Source organism: bacterium (assembly GCA_021108215.1).
Lineage (GTDB): Bacteria > Oederibacteriota > JAAXVQ01 > JAAXVQ01 > JAUVAV01 > JAIORK01.
The window spans coordinates 1-20,205 of sequence record JAIORK010000004.1 but is presented as its reverse complement, the minus strand read 5'-3'; the positions used below and the strand labels follow the sequence as shown (position 1 = coordinate 20,205).

At 48.8% G+C, this 20,205-nt stretch carries 2 protein-coding genes (1 of these 2 only partly in view); both read left to right on the top strand.

What is annotated here, in order from left to right:
- Positions 1–17,253, top strand: the 3' portion of a protein-coding gene (locus K8S19_00880; GenBank protein MCD4812239.1) for a TolC family protein. Its footprint begins 10,704 nt before the window's first position; only the last 17,253 of its 27,957 coding nucleotides appear in the window; the start codon falls outside the window, past its left edge; its stop codon occupies positions 17,251–17,253.
- The coding region (locus tag K8S19_00875) for a hypothetical protein (protein MCD4812238.1) at positions 17,250–20,205 on the top strand (2,956 nt) is incomplete at its 3' end. The genes K8S19_00880 and K8S19_00875, both read left to right, overlap by 4 nt.

The window sequence follows — 20,205 nt, the reverse complement described above, 5'->3', positions numbered from 1 at the left end:
CGGGCGGAATTGGAATTGGCAAAAAAATTAGGGCGGCCTGAATTGGGTGTGAGTACGTTCGTTGGATATCGCGGCTTTACTGAACAAGAAGGCATTGGGACACGGGTGACAGGTGATCAAGGATACCGGACCGGTGTGAATGTGGAACTCGGCGGACCGTTGAGCATGCGCACTTTCGGTACCGGGCCTGAACAGCGCGCCGCCCGCCTGAAAGAGAAAACCCGGCAGGTAGGAGAGACCGTAGCGAAAAATCAGGTGATGATCAGTGCGACGGAAGCATATATCAAACTGGTGGAACTGGCCTATCGCTATAAGGCCCAGCAAACGATTGTGACCCGCGCACGCGAAGGGTATGTCAAGCGTGAAGCGGAAGCCAAGCGGCTTCGCCGGCCATTTTTTGCCCAGGCGGAAAAGGACCAGATTGCTTTCGGCGAAACGCAGCTTAAACAAATTGAGCATGAAATGAATATGGCCCGTGCCGATTATTTGCGGCTTTCCAATTTGCCGGCCGGCACCAAGGTTGCGATTCATAATCCTGAAAAATTGTTGACCTCAATGCCGACAACCGTGGGCACTGCCTTGCTGCAAAATAATTATGATCCGGAATCATTTATTAAATTGCTGGAAGCCCATCGCGATCAGTTGCGCGCGGAAATCAAAGCATCCGGCCGGGAAACGTCTGCGCGTTGGAAACTGGGATACGGCTATACTGCGCCGATTAATGATCATACTGTTTACTTGGGCGTTAGTATTGCGCTGGGGTCCGGCGGTAAAAAATCTCAGATGACGCGCGCGCGTGTGGAACTTGTGCGTGTAGAGCGTCAAATTCAGCAGGTGCGCAGTGAACTCCGGCAGAAGCGTGACGCTTTTGTTGGGATCTATCGCATTAGTTCGGAAAAACTCAAGGTAGCTCAGCGGATGGTGGCGGTTGCGGAAAAAGAATATGCCAAGGCACAAGCAGAGTATAAAGCCGGAACTCTGACGTTTAATGAGCTGGATTTTATTTACTTACAGACGCTTTACCGCCGGTTGGAGCTGACCTATTTTATGGGGAACCAATCCCGGGCGGCATTGTATTTAGCTCAGTTCGGGGGGAGTCCTTCCACGGTTGCAGTAGAGCGCAAGCTTGTGAAAATTGATATTTCCGATCCCGCCAAAGTGGTGAAATTGCTCTCGTCTTTGGTACAGGGGTCCAATGATGTTTTAACCGCAGAAAATAATTTTAAGGTTGCACAGGCGCTTTCCAATGATCCGACCTTGTTTACGGTTTCGCTTTTGATTCCGGGAGGCACGGCCAGTCAGTCTTTTACCAATGCCGCCGGGGAACAGACCACAGTGAAAAATATGTATGCCAGTTTGGTAGGTCAGATTAACTGGACACCGGCTTATTTGCGGCAGATCCAGTCGGCCCAGCACAAGGCTTTCCAGGGCCGGCTTGCCCGGGATCGTGCGGTTCATCAGAAATGGATTCAGGGGATCAAGGCGTATTACACACTGGCTTTACAAAGTGAATTTTTAAAAGTGGCTGAGAATGAAGTGGCGCGGCTCAAACCCCTGTATGCGAAAAATGCGAAGGCAGTCGGGTTTCAATACAGCGGTGCCCAGAAGCGGGTGCTGGAACGGCAGGAAGCCGTGCGCTGGGCCAGGGCGGAATTGGCAAATATTTTTGGTACGGATGTGACATTTGTTTATACCCCCACCGGTAATATTACCAAATTGCTTTCTGCGCAAGGACTTGACGTGCAGCTGGACAAAACCATGGCTGCTGTGGCTGAGCGTGATCCGCGTATGCAGAATATTGTGCAGGCCGCCAATGCCACAGGTTCTAAAATGCCCAGTGTGGTGCAGGGGATTTTACCTGAGGTGGGTATTGAAACAATGATGCATCAGATTGACATCCAGGTTAAAGCAGGCAGTCAGGATGAACACCTTTTCAGCCGCCGGCTGGCAGTGAATCTGATATTGCGGTTTTCCGGGGAAAATGTTTTGGCAGGGAAACTATCCGCCCTGGAAAAAAAGATTAATGTTCAATCAGCTCAGGCAGTACGCAAGCAGATTTTGACGGAATTGAAAAATTTGGAAGGCAAAATTAATGATCAGGCAAAGGTATATAATGCCGCCCGCCGGCAGTTGACCCAGGCAGAATCCGCTTTGGCAAAGGCACGGGAGCAGTATCAAGGTAAAACAGCCAAAGATGCATTGATGTTGTTTCCTTACGTCAATGCCTATATTGAGGCAAAAACCAAGACAGTGGATGCATTCATAAAATATGCCGAATTAAAGGCTGAGCTGACATTGCGGACGGAAAGTTATGGCATCCGGCAACCGGCAGCGGCAGTCGTGAAAAAAGAAGTTCCGCGTACGTCCGTGCCTTTTGCGGCTGCGTTGGCAGGGTTGGGATTGCAATTTGTTTTTGCCGGAGGTTGGCTGTGGATGCTTCCGGCCATGATTGCTACTGTTTTTTTGGGCGCTGAATTAACCAAGTATCTTGCATTTAATGCCGGGTGGATGCAGCGCGGCGCTGATCAGGCATGGCAAGCGCTTTCTTTGGAAGAACGGGCCAATGCGGTGACACAGCGGACCGGTTTGACAATTCGCGTGGAGGAACAAGCAAAAGGATTAGGCAATGCCTGGCGTGCCTGGCGCAGCGGCAGCCCGCTTACTGCGTATGATGCGGATACGGATACGTATCGTATCTCGGAACGTCTGCTCGATTCAAACGGCTGGTTTAGCAGCCGTCAGTTGGATACCTTTCTGCGGCACGAACAGGCGCATGCTGTTCGGGGTGTGGGTGAGTCACGGGCGATTTTAACCGAGATATGGGGCAATGGGCTGGTTGATTTTATGCTTAATTTCAGCACATTGCTTAATGTGCCTTGGGCTATGGCCCGGACCTTGATTGACCGGGTTGGATCCTGGATTTCACAACCCTCTTTACTGAGAGATCAAATTGTGAATTTTGGCGGGAGATTTACCAAGCGTACCAACCGGATGCTGCGTACCAATCTCGCACCTGAGACCTTGTCGTTGGAAACAGAATTGCCGTCCGGTCTGGAGAGCATAACGATTGGATTGGATGCAACCGGGGAAGCGCTTCAGGCAGGTAAAATACAGACGTGGAAAGTGGGCGGTAAGCAATTAAATATATATGTAGATTCCAATGCAGAAAAGGCAATTTCCGGTATTACTGCGGTTTTTGATCAACGACTGCGCGAGGGTTTGAAGGGATTGCCGTTGGAATATTTGAATCCGAATCAGAACATTGTTGTTCTGGCAACCCGCGATCAGCAGCAAATTGATAAACTGAAATCAGAAGGTTTGATCAATGAGCAGACCCTGATTTTTGCATTGGATGCTTATGCGAATCAGGGAGTTAATTTGGCAACGCCGCAGGGGTCTTTTCAATTGGGGAGCGATATCTTCCGGTGGCTGTTGGTTTCCAGCCGGACATTGCAAAGCACGGCGGCAATTTTGATTGACCAGTATGATTTGGCCAATAAAGACCTGCTGGCAGACGGAAGCGTTTTTAATCGCATTGAATCCATTTTGGCGATGTATCCGGGTGGAATGCAGGCAGCGCTTAAAATAGTGCTTTCGCGGGGGATTGTTAATCGCAGCATTACACTCGCGCCGAGTTCGCGGCGCTTTCAAAGAAATCTGGGTGTGCTTAGGCAATGGACCGGGCGCGGCTTGGCGATTTTTTCAGGATTGGTTGCTTTGCTGATGACCGGTTGTACATCCGTGCACAGTATTACGCGGACAACATCAGCCATGAACACCACAGCCTTTACGCCACGCCGAAGTTCACCGGACGGGGTGATTCTTTCGGCAGGCAGACAGACCGCGCAGAGTCCCACAACCACCCTGACGGCTCCCAATCGTATTGCAAGCAAGGAATTGAACCGGTTTATTGATCAAGCACTACGGAAATCATCGCAATTGAATATTGATCGCACCCGGATCACGGTGAATGAACAAATGGTGCTACAGGCCAAACTTTCGGCCTATATTCCAGCCGTAACCCTGACGGTGCCGATTTATGAAAGCTATATGAATGAGGTCGGGCGTGTTTCGGACGGCATGGTCGGCGAGGCGGATTTTTTTGTTGATGAACTGTTGCGTGTTCACGCCAGGGTTTATGATCCTATCCGATCTGCTTATCAGGACCGTTTGCATGCCAATACCACCATGAGCCAGGCAGAGTTGGACCGGGATGTTACAGGGTTGATCACCAAGGTTGTGAATGGTTATATTGCGTTGCGCAGTGCGAATTATGTGATGGAACAGCGCCGACAGGCAGTGGAATCCCAACTTGGGTTGATTGCGGAAAATGAATCGGCAATTGAAGCGGCACCCGCGGAATCCCAAGCTGATTTAAAACTGTATCATCAGTTGTTAATCACCCGGCTTGAAAAAATGCGGACCGAATTGATTGAGTCGGAAACCGATGTGAATCAAAAAATGCGGACGCTTAATCTTTTGACCGGCAATCCGGCTGAGATGCGCATTCAGGTTGGGAAGACACTGGTGACGAAAGAAGAATTGGACGCCATTGGTCAAAATTATTTTGGTTTTTCCAGTTTGGAAGGAACCGTGGATGTTGCACAAGCCAATTTGTCGGTCTCGGAGCATGAGCAAAAGCTGCTCCGGGCCAATGCTTCGTGGATTCCTACACTGGATGCCGGCGGGATTGTTTTTGACAATTCGCGCGGTGATGATATCGGTTATTATCTGGAGTTACGCGCACGGCTGCTGCATACCGATTTCGGCAGGACGGCGTCGCAGGAAAATATTGCCGCAGTGAATAGCCGTATTGCCGCGCTGGATGTACGCGATGCTCGGGCACAGAAGGAGTACGCTGTCTGGAAAGCGCAAATTACCTTGCAGCATGCGCTGGGCCAATTGCAATATTTGGAAGGTCAGCTCCGGCAGATTGGAGAAAAGCTGGGATTGGCAGAGCTGAATTTCCAGGCCGGACGCGGCGATGTCATACTGGTGGCTGAATTACGCAGCCAGTGGTCGGCACTGTATGTCACCAAAGCCGGGATGCAATATAATTATCTGACTGCGTCCATGATTTTGTCCGGTGCGCAGACAGTGACAACCGAGGGTGCGACCTTTGGGTTGCCTGCGATTAATGAGGGGCTGCAACTGATTACGGAGACCTCACCGGATGTCAGGCGTGCTTTGCTGGGTGTCGATGCGGCGGATGCTGAAATTGACGCAGCCAGACGTGAAAAAAATCCTCAACTTAATTTCTCGATTTACGGCGGTTATCGGGGTTTTACAGAGTTTGAAACTCTGGGTACCCGGATTACGGGTGATGAGGGCTACCGCTATGGCGCAAATCTTGAACTTTCCGGTGCACTGAGTTTTAGCGGAACAGAGGCATCTGAACGGGCGGCCCGGCTGAAAGTATTGGAGCGGCAGGCCGGGGTCAAGGTGGTGCAGGACCAAACCATGGTGGCAACGGCGGAGGCCTATCTTCGTGTGCTTGAATTGGCGGCCCGGTTTGAAGCGCAGTCTGAGATTGTGAAACAGTCTAAAATCGGATTTGAGCAGCGTCGCCAGGATGCAGAGCAGAACAACAAACCTTTCTTTGCGCGGGCCGAGCAGGACCAGATTGCGTATGGGGAGTCCCTGCTGGCACAGATTAAGCTGGAAGTGGATCTGGCAAAAGCTGAGTACTGCCGCCTGGCACAACTGCCTGCCGGTACAAATTTGACAGTGGACAACCCGCAAACACTTTTAGAGCAGATGCCGGGCGGCATTGGTGCGGCCCTGCGCAATCAGGGGCATAATCCCGAAGCATTTCTTGAGTTGCTCCGGGCGCATCAACGTCAGCTGACAGCTCAGGTCGCAGCAGAGAAAAACAAGACCGGCGCACAGTGGAAAGTGGGTATTGGCTATGATGCTTATGTCAATGATGCCTCGATCTATGGCGGGATTTCGATTCCCTTTGGCGGTGGTTCGAAAAAATCACAGCAGACATGGGCGGAATTGGAACTGGCCAAGGTTGAGAACCAGATTCACCAGGTAGAAAATGAACTGGCCAATAAGCGGCGGGCATTTGCCGAAATTTACCGGTACAGTACTGAAAAATTGCGTATTGCCCAACGCATGGTGGTGTTGGCCCAGGAGCAGTATCGTCAGGCCCAGCGTGATTTTGATGCAGGCAAAATTGGTTTTAGTGAGCTTGATTTTAAACGAATCCAGGTTAATTACCGGAAACTGGAACTTACGTATTTTCAGGGGAACCAATCCCGGGCAGCGTTGTATTTGAGTCAGTTTGGCGGCAGACCGGAGATGGTGACAACCGAAGTACAAACCGTAGCGATTGATGTTACCGACCCGGCGAAAATGATTGAATTATTAACCCCGCTGGTTGAGGGGTCCGATGCGGTTATTTTCGCTGAAAATAGTTTTAAGGTGGCGCAGGCGCGAATTAATGATCCGTCGCTGTTTACACTGTCCTTGTTGGCGCCGTTGGGAGCAGCCGGTCAGACATTTACCAATCCGGATGGCAGGCCGATGACGGTTAAAAACGAGTATCAAGCCATGACAGGACAAATTGACTGGTCGCCGGCCTATCTTTCTCAGATCCAAAATGCGCGTCACCAGGCATTTGAGAGCCGCATGGACCGGGACCGGGTGGTGCATGAAAAATGGGTGGCGGGTCTTCGTGCTTATTACAACTTGGCACTTCAAAGTGAGATGGTCAAGCTGGCGGAAAATGAGCTGACAAGTTGGACGCGTTTGCGGGATCAAAATCCATCAGATGCAGCGATTAGCTTTAAACACAGCTCGGCACGGAAACAATTGTTGGAGCGGCAGGAGGCCCTGGCATGGGCCAAAGCAGAACTTTCTAATATTTTTGGCACGCATATTCATTTTTCGTATACACCCACGGGTGATGCGGGTGCGCTGTTGTCAAGTACCGGGTTTGATCAGGAGATTGAGCAGGCACTTCACCTGGCGACGGAAAATGATCCGCGGCTTCGCGATATTATGACGGATGCGCAAGGCACGGGTTCGATTCTGCCTGCTTTTGTAACCGGGATTATCCCAGATGTGAGCATCCAGGCACGGATGAATCAGATCGATATTCAGACCACGGATGAACATATGTTCAGCCGCCGCCTGGCAGTGAATTTGATTCTTCGGTTTTCCGGCGACCACATTATGGATGGGAGTATTGCGGATCTCCGAAATCAGATTGATCTGGCTTCGGCACAGGCGGTGAGAAATCAAGTGCAAGGTGAACTCTCGGAGTTGGAAGGGAAAATTAATGATCAGGCCCGGATATATAATCAGGCGCGTCTTCAGTTAAATCAGGCTGAGCAGTCGTTGGAAGCGGCGCGTAAAAGTTTTAATGCCGGGACACCGGAAGAAGCGCAGAAATTGCTGCCTTATGTCGCAGCCTATATTGAGGCGAAAAGCAAGGCGACGGATGCATTTTTGAAATACGCTGAATTGCGGGCGGAGTTGGTTTTGCGGACGGAGAGTTATGGCGTGAATTTGGCAACAACACCTGTCATGGAAAAAGCTGTTCCGCGACTTTCCGTGCCTTTTCTGGCGGCATTGGCAGGTCTGGGGTTGCAGTATTTGGCAGGTAATAACTGGCTGTATCTATTGCCGGCATTACTGACGGCGGTATTTTTGGCAGTTGAGGTGGGGAAATACCTTTATTTAAATTCCGGGATTGCTAAAAGCGGCGCCAGTGACGCCTGGAAGAAAATGACCCAATCACAAAAAATAGATGCGATTGAAAATCGTACCGGAATTCGGGTGCGGGTCATGGAACAGGCGCCGGGTATTTTCAATGCCTGGCGTGCCTGGCGGAGCGGGAAACCGCTGACAGCGTATAATCCCAATGATGATACCTATGCGGTTTCGGAACGCTTGCTTGATTCCGATCAGTGGTTTATGCAACGCCAATTGAGTTCGTTTTTGCGTCATGAACAAGCTCATGCCAAACGCGGTGCCAGCGAGACACGTGCCATTTTGGCGGAAGTTTGGGGCGGTGGACTGACGGATCTTATGCTTAATTTTAGCACGCTTTTAAATATTCCCTGGTCCATGGCGCTTGGTGTAATGAATCGAATTGGTACGAGAATGAAGACCGGCACCACCCTCGTTGATCAAGATGGGACACAGCTCCAGACAGCAATTGTACAAATTGGTGAAAGTGAGACCGTTATTTCCCGCGCATTGGAAGGCGTCAATGCAGCAGAAGCGATGTTCGTTCAATCAGCACAATTGAAAACCGAGGCATTGTTGGCGCTGGAACAGGAACGGACCCAGGCACAAAAACAGCAGCGGCCGGTTTCTCAAGCATTACTTGATGAGTATACCGCCAAAACGGAGATGAACGAGAAAGACCGGCTGGCGATTTATCAGGCATTTACCCAGTATACAACCCGGTTGGATCGTTTTGTCAGTGCGGCGGAGTCGGTACAGGCAACACATGCTGAACGCTTTATGCCCGGCCAAAAGCGGGAGGTGATGGCACGCGCCATTGTATTTGCAGAGGCACTTTCCGCAGGGGAAGCAAGCGTTGAAACACAAACCGGCGTGAGACCAGAATTGTTAAAACGGCTGGGTAATATTGCGGTGCTTAAAGCTGAGAAAGTTGCGCAGACCGGGCGTCTGACCGGTATGGCCCGCAGGGTCTTTTTTAGTTTGGTGGGTAGTATCACGCTGGTGGCAATGTCTTTCAGTCTTTTCCCGCAGACCATGAATGGTTTGCTCGGGACGGTTATTCGTAATATGCCCAATTCTGTTGTGGATATTTTGCGCGAGACGCTTTACAGCATTAACCCCAACTGGGGCCATCGGTTGGATGTTAATATCAGCGCAACCACTAAGTCGTTTGTGCAAATTGATCCCGATCATCCTACGCAACTTTCGGCAGAGGGTGTGGTGGTGAAAATCAAGGGTGCCAACTATTATCCTTCCCAACATGGCTGGGGGAAGATGTGGTCGCAGTGGAACCCGGAATTGATTGAACAGGAATTGTCGCGCTGTCCCGGGTTGGGAATCAACTCTATTCGAACCTTTATCCATTATGAAGAATTCGGCAAAGATCAGGTTGATCCGGCAATGCTGAGGCGGATGGATCAGTTTTTGGAAATTGCCGATCGTTATGGGCTGAAAGTCCAGTTTACATTTTTTCCAATGCACCGCAACTATCATAAGGATAATTGGCCGAATATGCAGGCCCATGTCCGGGCGGTGTTGGAGCGCTTTAAAAATGATTCGCGTGTTCTCGGGTGGGGCGTTACCAATGAACTGGATCTGCATATTGAAAACAATCCGCAGGATCAGGGTTTGGAAAAACTTGGGATTGCCTGGCACAACGAGATGGCGCGATTTATAAAGTCAATTGATCCCAATCATATTGTGATTGCCGCGACATCGCGTCCCGGCTGGATCGGGTTGCTTGATCCGACTCATATAGATGTTTATTCGCTGCATGTCGGCGCTTATGGTGATGCAGTTGACGGCATGATTGCCACAGCGCAGCGCACGATGCGGGACAAGGGTATCACGGCTCCGATTTTATTTGAAGAATTGGGTGTCGATTTTAAAAAGGAAGCAGTTCCCGGGTTGCAGTCAGGTAAATTTTTCCGTCAGGCGATGAGCGCGGTAAAAAAATCCGATATTTCCGGTTTTATGGTCTGGGCGCTCAATGACATTGATGATCAGACCTATGGCATTATTGACAAGGAGGGCAGGCCGCGCGGGGCTTCCGCCATTATACGCGATTTTTACCAGGGAACTGATTGGCGCAGATTAATTCAAGTGGCACGTCCGGTGTTAAAGGGGTTGGGCGAGCAACGTCATAGTAGTTCATATATCAATGTTCTGGTGAGTCCGCAAAAAAGTGACTCATTGTTGTTTACTGAAAAGCAAGCGGTTTTAGAGATTGGTGAAAATAACCAGTTTACAATTAAGCGTCCCGGGACACCGAATTACGGCGCCATTGAGCTGAGTAAACCTATTGAACTGGATATGGATATTTCTCAGTGGCTGAAAATCAATGTGAATGACGTTGAAGGCCGCTGGTATTTAATTTTGCGTTCGCCGGAAAAACCGGGATGGTATCAACGGGTTCAGATTGATACGACCCGGAAGGGGACTTTTTACTATCGCTTATCCGATTACATCCCGGAAGCATTACAGGAATTGAGAACCGGGAAGCACACATTTGTATTTGAAATTGGTGTTTCCCGGACAGATGCGAGTAAAAATGCCGCCATGACGTTTGATGAGCTCGCACTTATTTCGGGTGATGTTGATATCACGCGTCAGACAGGCACTCGGCGTTCGGTGCAAACGGTAATTGGAGAAGGAAGAAATGATATCTCTGTGTTTTCGGCCAATAAGGGCAGTATTGAGCGCGTGGGGAAGGATCAAGCCAGAATTCAGGTTGATCAGGAAGCTACATTCGGCGGCGTTATTTTACAGGGGTTAACGCCCGGACAGAACCAAATTAAATTGAATATGGATCAGCAGCAGTGGATTGATCTTAATGTGACATTTGTTAAAGGACGTTGGTATTTGATTTTACGCTCACCGGAGAAACCGGATTGGTATGCGCGTATTCAAATGGACACGGATCAAACCGGGCGGTTTTATTATGATATTCGTGCTCATCTGCCCGGTGATATGCAAACCGGTGAACATACGATTACACTTGAAATCGGTACAGCGAAGACAAAACAAGCCAGTCGTCCCAATGTGACGTTCGATCATTTATCTGTGATTACCCAGCAGCCTAAGGAAACACCCCGGATGTTTGTTCCGGTTTTGATTGCTGTGGCGACAGTTGCCTATCAATTTTTTGTAGGGGGAGACTGGTATTTATTTTTACCGGCGGCAATGGCAACGATTTTTTATATGGTGGAAGTGAGTAAATATTTTGTGGTTCGTTCTGGTTTTTTGAGATTGTTTGCCAACCTGAAGTGGAAGGCACTGACGCTGGACGAAAAAGTTGCTGCGATTGAACAACGAACCGGACTTCGAGTGGTGCCGATTCGTCAGGAACGGGGATGGGCGAGTGCTTTTCGAGCCTTGCAGCAGAACCAACCTTTGGCAGCTTATGATGTGGCGACAGGAGAATACCGGGTTTCCGAACGGTTGCTTGATTCCAATGATTGGTTTACCCGGCGCCAGCTTGATTCCATTTTGCGGCATGAGCGCGTACATGGTGAAAAAGGGATGGGCGAGGCCCGGGCTATTTTGGCTGAAATAAAAGGCGGGGGTGTTGTTGATTTTATTTTGAATTTCAGCACGATCATCAATATTCCATGGTTGGCGGCGACCAAAATACCTTTTATTGGAAGAATTATCCGGGGACGACAGGCACCGCTGGAAGAATTGATTTCGCGGGAAATGATGAGTCTGGACCAAGCGCTTGGTATTGTGGGCAAAGCAGATAAAGAATTGGCTGTTGCCCTGCATACAATGATGATTGCACGCCAGCGTGCGGAAGAGATGGAGCTGCGTCAAAATCGTGTGGAAGAAGTTTTGGACAAAGCCTGGCGCCGGGCAGGTACTGACGGAAAAGTTGATCCTAAACTGGAAAAAGCGGTTAGCCGTGCTTATAACCAAAATGCGGCTGCCTGGCGGGAAGTGCGGCGTGCGTTTAATGTATATACAACTATCATGCGGCGTTTTGTTCAAGCGAGTAAGAACCTGAGAAAAACAAATGTTGATGAACTGGGTTCAGATCATAAACAGGAATATTTACGTGATGCACAAAAGATTGCGAATAAATATTCTGTTGGTGAAGCAGGCGAACAAAATAAGCTTGGTGTGGATGAAACCCTGTGGCAGCAATTTAGCCAAATTGGAAATGAGGATTTTTCCCAATTGGCACCCGCTGAGATCGGTCGGGCGCGTAAGGGGAAGCGCTTGGTGGATTTTGTAACAATTGTTGGAATTCTGCTTACCGGTATTATTGGCATCGGGATGGCGGAAATCACCAGCTTCAATACGGCCTTGCCGGTGAGTATCGGTTTGGTGGTGCTCGCACTTGGGATGTTAACGTATGCCTGGCGTACCGGTCGACTCCGGAGCACAGGCGTTCAACATGAGCGGCTGCGCAGACACGGTATGCAGTATTGGATTCTGACTGATTTTGTACGCAGCGCCTTTTGGGGGATTACCCGTGCCGGTGTCAGCATGATTGCAATCGCGTTTATGTTTTTGGCGCCTCTGGGACAAACCCGTTTTGTCCAGATTATCATCGGGATAACCATGCAGCCGTTGGTGGATATTTCCCGCGGATTGTTGAATAAAATCAGTCCCTATCGTGATCAAAAACCGGATGTTTCTGCAGATATCAGTAAAACCACCGGGTTGCCGGGAGAACGACTCAACTCGATCTCGGAACGCCTCTTTGGAACATCTGAGTCTGTGCCGGAAGGTTTTGCAGCAGTCAATCGCGCCGAACCGGACCAGATTTCCATTAATGGCACGGTCGTAAAAATTAAGGGAGCTAATTATTATCCGTCCAAGCATGCTTATGAAAAAATGTGGACGGAATGGAACCCCGCGTTGATTGAGAAAGAATTGAGCCGGTCCAGCCAGGTGGGGATTAATCTGATTCGCACCTTTGTGCATTACGAGGAATTTGGCAAAGATAAAGTGGATCCTGCCATGCTTCAACGTATGCGTCAGTTTGTTGAGATTGCGGACCGTTATGGGATGAAGGTCCAGTTTACGCTGTTTCCCAATGAACGCGAGTATGGTGATGTTGAGAAGGCGAAGCGTCATGTGACACAAATTGTGGGAGAATTTAAAGATGATTCACGGATATTCGGGTGGGGTGTCACCAATGAAATGGATTTGGATGTTTATTTGCACGGTGTGCCGGGTGAATATCCTACGATGAAAGAAGCAGCTGTCTGGCATAATACCATTGCCCGGCATCTTAAAGCCACCGACCCCAACCACCTGGTGATTGCCGGATCGTCGAAACCGGAAACATTTAACTATCTTGATATGACTTATGTGGATGTTTTTGCTTTGCATACCGGCGGCCGGCTGGATTCTCCTCAAGCCTTGATTATGAAAGCCAAGGAATTTATGCATAAAACCGGAAATATCCGTCCAATCCTATTTGAACAATTTGGTGTTGATTACGCCACGACGGAGAGCGGTGCGGCCGGAGACTTTATCCATCGTGTGTTTAGGGAAATTTATAAAACCGACATTGCCGGCGGTTTAATTTGGGCACTCAATGATATGGGGGATGAAAAAATCGGGGTGTTTGATGGGGCCGGGAGCCTGAGGAGTGGTATGAACACCATCGGGATATCTTATGTGGGTACGGATTTTACGGATATCAAGGAAGTCAGTCGTCCCAGTGCGCCTATACAGACGCCTTCTGAGATGAATGGTTACAACCGCGTTCATGGTGAAACCATTCAGCTTTTTTCGCAAGAGATGCTGACGAAAACGGATGCGATTAGCGGGATTTGGACCCCGGCAGGCGAGCGTATCACCATGCTGCCGCTGGATGATGGTTTGAAAATTGAGCGAACCGGAGATCAGAATTACGGCGGTATGGTTACCAAGCAAAGTTTCCAGGTTGATCTCAACCAACATGCCGAGGTTAGCATTAAAGTACGGGATGTCACTGGGCAATGGTATGCGGTTTTAACCCATGCGGAGACAGGCCAACAGATCCGTTTACAACTGGACACGCACGTTGATGGTGAATTTGTGTTTGATCTGGCCCATTATCTGCCTGCCAACATGCAACAGTGGGGTCATTATTTTACTTTGGAAATCGGTGTGACGGAGACCGATTACACGCGAACCTTGCCGGATCAAAATGCGTCAGTGATTGTGGAAGAAGTGAAGATAGTTAATGGAAACCGGACAACCCGCACCAATGCACTTCAAGTAACACTCGCGGAAAAACTGGCCATGGAGACGCTCCAGGGAAAACGTGTTCAGACCGTCGAACACAAGGTTGATATCATTAAAACGCCTTTTTTACGTGTGGATTTGCCGGTTGGCCAGGCCTATTTGCGTGCCAAAGTATTTGTGGATGGACAGGAAATACGTTTGGAAAATCCGTTTTATTTTTTTGCCGGCGAGACCCGGCTTGATCTTTATCAGCTTTGCCGCCAGGCACGGATTCCGTTGGCCGGGCAGGGGATAAGTGATGTGCGGGTGGAAATGGAAGCTTTGGGACCGTTGGCCAATCAGGCGGTGATAGATAAAATCAGTGTAGAAAGCCGACATCCGGTCATGGCAAAAAAATATCTTACATTTAATAAATTAAACCTCAAGGCATTTTGCCGGGAACATAATATTTCACTTACGGCTTTGTTGATGATGGTTGAGTTGGAGGATACGCGTGAAAAAGATGTGATGGGCAAACGGTCGACCCTCTACAACCGGGTCAAACTCTGGCTCTACCAGTATTGGATTAATATTCCAGCCAACCGTTTGGTGCAGCCGATTCGCGGTGACCTCGGTTCTTTTCTGCCTTATCATTCTACTGAATCGCTCACAGAGCTTGTCACGCGCTGGAAAGCGCGCAAGAGCAGTATGGAGTGGATCCATGCCTGGCAGGGCGGCTGGAACGAGGCAGCACTTGAATTTAGGGGAGCTATCTTTGATGCTGAGTGGCAAGCGTGGGTTGGACCCGCAGATTTGGTGATGCGTGAGGATGGAATGCTTGCGAAGCAGGATATTTCTGAATTTTGCAGCCATCCTTCCATCAATATGGCAGAGGAAAATTTTGAGCGCGTAATAGCGTTGAATCATCCGGGAATGAATCTGGAGACCTATCTGGCAACGTACAATGCCCTCCAGATTGAGGTGGAGATGGTTTCGACCGTGCGTCGCCGCTTTTTTAATTATTCGCCCGGTGACCGTCTGTTGGAGTTGATTCGCCGCCGCATCAGCGGCCAATTTGTAGATCCCAAACCGGATCTGCCGGGTATTTGTATTGAAGTGAATCGCGAGCTTGCCAAGCAGGGTATCAAGGGCGAAATTTCGCCAAGTGAAATGCGGCGTGTTATTGACCAGGAAGCTTCCGGTTTTGAAGAATGGTTCTTTGTGCTCTATCATAATAAAGCGACATTGACCCGTTTGATTGGGGATGTTTATTATGCCTATTTAAATGAATCAGTAACCAGCGATGATTATATTCATGAGGGGAATTATCGGGAGAAGCTGACGTCTGAACAAATTCGGCAATGTCTGGAAATTTCTGAAAAACTCGGGTTTTATGCACCGGGATTGCCGGCCAAAGGCGGTGGCAGTTCGATCTGGATGGATCTGTTGGTGCCCATGATGCAGTGGATGTATAAATTGAATTATACCAAGCCGACAATGCGCGACTTGTTGCTGCGTTTCAATCCGTCGTCCAATCCCAATGAAGGTGTTCTGGGATTGTTGGCAGCCTGGAATGCGGGTGAACGGGACCCCCGGTTGATTATCGGCCGCCTGAACAACCAACAGGTTATGGGTAGGTATAATTTAGAGCAATATATGACACCGGATTTGAAGCGGCGGTTTACTTTGGATCAGTTAGCGACCATTGTTAGTGGTTTTGAGCAGATTTTTGGCCGCTGGGATCCGAAACAATTTCCACTGGAAAATTTGATAGCCAACTGGCAAAAATACCAGGTGCTTTCTGAAGCGGACTATTATGATCGGGTGAGTCAATCCCGGTTTAATAATTTAATGCCATCAATGGAAAAGGAAAATCGTGTGGCATTATTGCCTTCCGGAGTGACCCCGGAAGAGTTTCAGAGCTATGGTGCTGATGTTGTGTTGGCGGATAACGGTCAGGGCGGAACCCGTCTCACAGTCGTTGGAACACGTTCGGGTCAGGATTCTGAGGAACATCGGAAATATGGTGGCGTCTTGTTACATACACGTTTAAACGGCAAGGGTTTCAATATGCTCCGGATGGAGGTTAAAGAAGTGACGAGTTCCATGTATATCAATATACATTATGATCACGATGGAACAAAATATACAAAAATATATTCTACACCTTTGCCGATTAATCAACCGGGAGTTTATTACTTCAACTTAAAAGATATTATTCCGCAAAATATTTATGAACAAGTCGGAGAGGGGCGAGTGGATGAAGCGACGATTAAACACCTCCACCGCACACTTGTGGATGATGTTATTCGCAGAGAAGCGCAAGCGGAACATAATGCTTTGGAAAATAATGCCAAACCCAGATGGAAACAATTGGAAAGCGATTTGCGGTGGCGCACAAAGCAGGCATATGATGCGCTGGCAAGCCGCTATTCGGGAGAAGTGCCGCGCGTGGAATACAACCGGGCGAATCAAAAATTACTTGCTTACGAAACACAGCAGCGTAAAGCCTTGCGCGTGTCCCTGAAAGCGGAACATGATTTGATAGATGAAAAATGGGGAAGAATATCCGGGCAGCGGCACCGTCAGTTGGATGCCCAGCTTGGTTCGTTGATGATTCCAATTGAAATCGGTGTTAATTCACAGTGGCGTGATCCTGAGTCGAAGGAACCGGCAACACCGCAGCAACAAACCAATGCCGGCCAGCGTGTTGTGATTGATTCTATGGAAATTATCCGCGCGAGTGATTCGGAACAGCGTGGCGTTGATTTAATTCGCAATGGCGCATGGGCATATAATGCGGAAAATTATTTTATGCCTTGGGAAGCTAATGGTGTTGAACAACGGATTGATCAACAAAATCGATTGGTGATTCGCGGCGCGCGGGAAGAGATGACGGCAGCAAAGTTGGGTATGATGAGTGAAGCTGAAATCAATGCCTTTCAAAAGAAAAACGGTTCCGGAACAGTGTTGCGTCAATTGAAAATAGATCCTTCCAACCGCTGGATTGAAGTGACGGTGGATGAGATGACTTCTTCAGGCTATCTCGTGATCAACAATGCCGATGGGAAGGCAATCTCACCGAAAATGAAAATTAATGCTCCTGGAACTTATCGTTTTGATCTTGATGGGATTTTTAGCAGTAATTGCTGGCTGGAATTTGGTGTCATCAGCAAATATCATAAACCGGGGACCCCCTATATGCCTGAGCATGTGAGTAATGCCGGCCAGACGATTACGATCTCACGCATGTTGGCCATGTCCGGAAAAGCGTTGGGGGGGATTAATCAGGATGTCATCAACCTGACCACGATGGGTGCTTGGTACTATACGGATGAGCAGTATGTTTCCACATTGCGGTCGCGCTATGAGCGGATGTTCAACTGGTGACAAAAGCAGGGGATGAAAAAGTTTATATGAAAATTAAAGGGAATGATCCGAAAAATTCTTATGGTGCGGTTTACCGTCGGGTGGTTTTTGATCCGGCAAAAATGCGCTATATGGAAGTAAACGTTGATCAGATGTCCAATCTGGCATACGGGTACGTTACATTGATTGATGTGCAGACCGGTCAATCATTTAAATTGAATCCGACGATTGTTGAAGGGTTTAACTTGTATGACTTGCAAACCATTTTACCGGAGGAGATACGAAGCGGCGCGCGTGAATTTGTTGTTGAACTGGGAGTGGAGACAAAGGGGCAATACGGTTTCAATAGTCATGCCCAGATGGTGGCCAATGCGCGTCTTATGTCAACAGCCAATCCCCAGCTGGTTACCGGCGGGTATGTGCAATTTCCCTCATTTGAAGGCAGCCGCTATATGTACAAGGAAGTGGGACTGGAAGGTCCGGGGAAAGTGTTGCCCGGCGTGGGTCCGGCAGCCAATGTGATTGGCAAACCATCCAGTGTTGAGTACGGTGTTGATGTGAATCCGGCCACCACGGGAAAAGCTCCCTGGCATGGTTTGTATGGGTCGGTTTTGGATGCGGATCCGAATCAATACACGCAAGTTGGTGGGAAAAAGCAGTCGGTTGCACCGGGATATTATTATTACTTTTTGGATATGGGGATGGGATATGGACCGGATATCAATTTTGGTTATACAACCCTGACACCCAATCGCGAACCGCGTTTCCATGGTGTGAAGCGTTTATCATCTATGGTTGATTTTTTTCAGGTTTCAGATCCTGAATTAATAGGTGATTCTCTGGGTAAGAAGCATAATCTGGTTTATTTACTCAGGAAAATTGTTTCTCAGCCGGAACGCTATCGTGTTGGCGTAGTCATGACCCATCCGAATGAATCACGCTATGATACTCTGTTGGCCATGGCTGGATGGAAACGCATGGGGCGGATGGCCAATGGCGCGGTGCTTTGGTCGCCAAACCGGGAAATACCGTCGTTAAATAAAAATCAGTTTAATCCGTCGATTGCCGAGCGCCTTGGATTTGGCGAGAAGTCGAATATTCCACGGCATGAAATGCGTTTGCCGGCAGTGTTCTTGGCAGCGGAAATTGCGATTGGCACCGGCTTGGTTGTTGCTATGGTGTTTTTTCTGCGCGGGCTGGAGGTTTTTGTCCGGCTCGGTCAGGTGCTGGGGCGTCTTCTCCGACGGGCCTTGGGTATTCGCGATAACCGCGAAAATGTTTTTCGCAGGATATCCAATATCTGGAATTTTTGGCGCACGGAAGGGAATTTTTGGCAACGCACAGCGACGCGGGTTGTAAATCTTGCATTTTTTCCGTTTACTGCGCCGATCAAATTTATGCGGTTTATGTTTAATGCCCGCTCCATGACTATTGCGGCTTTTTGGTTGCTGGCGGTTGGGATTAATATGGCGCATCGTTCGGTGAATTTGATTTATGATAAACCAGCGTATGACAGGTTTAAGTTCAATTATATGTTGTATGCGCCGGGTGAAAATTATGATTACCGCTGGGATATGCGGCAAGTATATTATCAACAACTTTGGTTTACAGCCGAGGCGTTTGTTGATAGATTGTTGGGCAAAGAAGTCCCGCAGATCCGGGAATTGGTTGAAACGGATAAATTTAATTTTGTGACAATTGAGCGCTTTACGACTGCGGTAAATCGTGATCTGAAACTATATCTCGGAAACGAATTTAAAGAAATCAGTATGGAAGAAATGGCAAATATTACCCGGAATATGGGGCATGATAATATGACGGATTTTTTCCGCGGTTGGCATTACTCAACTTTGTTGGAGTTTATGTCTGCTTATCAGCATATCTTGCGTCAGGCACAGCCGGAGAAAATCCTGCCGTATGATGCCGAGGCTTCTTTGTCTGATTTGGATACCCGCAGTGCTTCCATGGTTGATTTGGCAAGTGCTCTTTCGCAGGATCTTACCACGCGAAACGGTTTGGGGTTGCTGACCTATGAAGTTACGGAAAGTGATTTGCGCAGAATTTTGAATAAAATCGGGCATGCAGATGCCGGTGAAATCACGACCTATCAGGATCTGTATAATATTGTTTTGAATATCGGGGGAAGTTATTTATATAAAAACATATCAACCAGCGCGGTTTATGGTGAAGACCGCCGGTTTATCATGATTCCATTTATTAATGAAAGGAACTATATGAAACTGCTTTCAGATACCGACATTGAAGTGTTGCGCTATGTCGCTGTCAATAAATTTGGGTATCATAATGTGAATGAATACCTTGCGAATATTGCGCCGGATGAAAATGTACAGGATACCATTGCGGGCTGGAAGACGATGTTTGCCAGGGAGATCAAATCCGCCGGTGTCACCACATCGCGCGCGCGCAGAGCGTTTGTACAGGGAAGGCAGCCGGTAACCCCGGGCGACACGGGAATCGATAGAAAACAAGAAGTGCTCCGAACGGAAGCTGATCGGGAGCGCGAACAGGAAGTGCAACCTGAGCAGGAACGGCAGAGTAAACCTGGTGGGAAGGAACATCCTTTCCGGGCGTTATGGGGATACATTTCTTCCGGGATTTCAGGGGTGGTCGCCATTGGTTTGATCGGCATGGGTGCTTATTTAGGATTGGGTATGGAGAATTCTCTGCCGGCATTGGCCGGCATGGCAGTCAGTGCTTTTTCAGGAGTCTATCTGGCAATTGGCGCAATTGGTTTTCTGCGTACCGGTCAGGCAGTGCGTAATGCCATGCTGGAAAGTTCACTGAAAAGCTACTGGCAGACCAAGGCTGCGACAGAGCATAAGAATTTTGATGAACTCCGGAAAGACGTCCAGGCATATCAAACCTGGCAGAATACGCTTAATCGTGCGGACTTGAGACAGATGCGCTCCCAGGCGCGCAACGATGCGATTGCGTGGTCGAATGGTATTATCG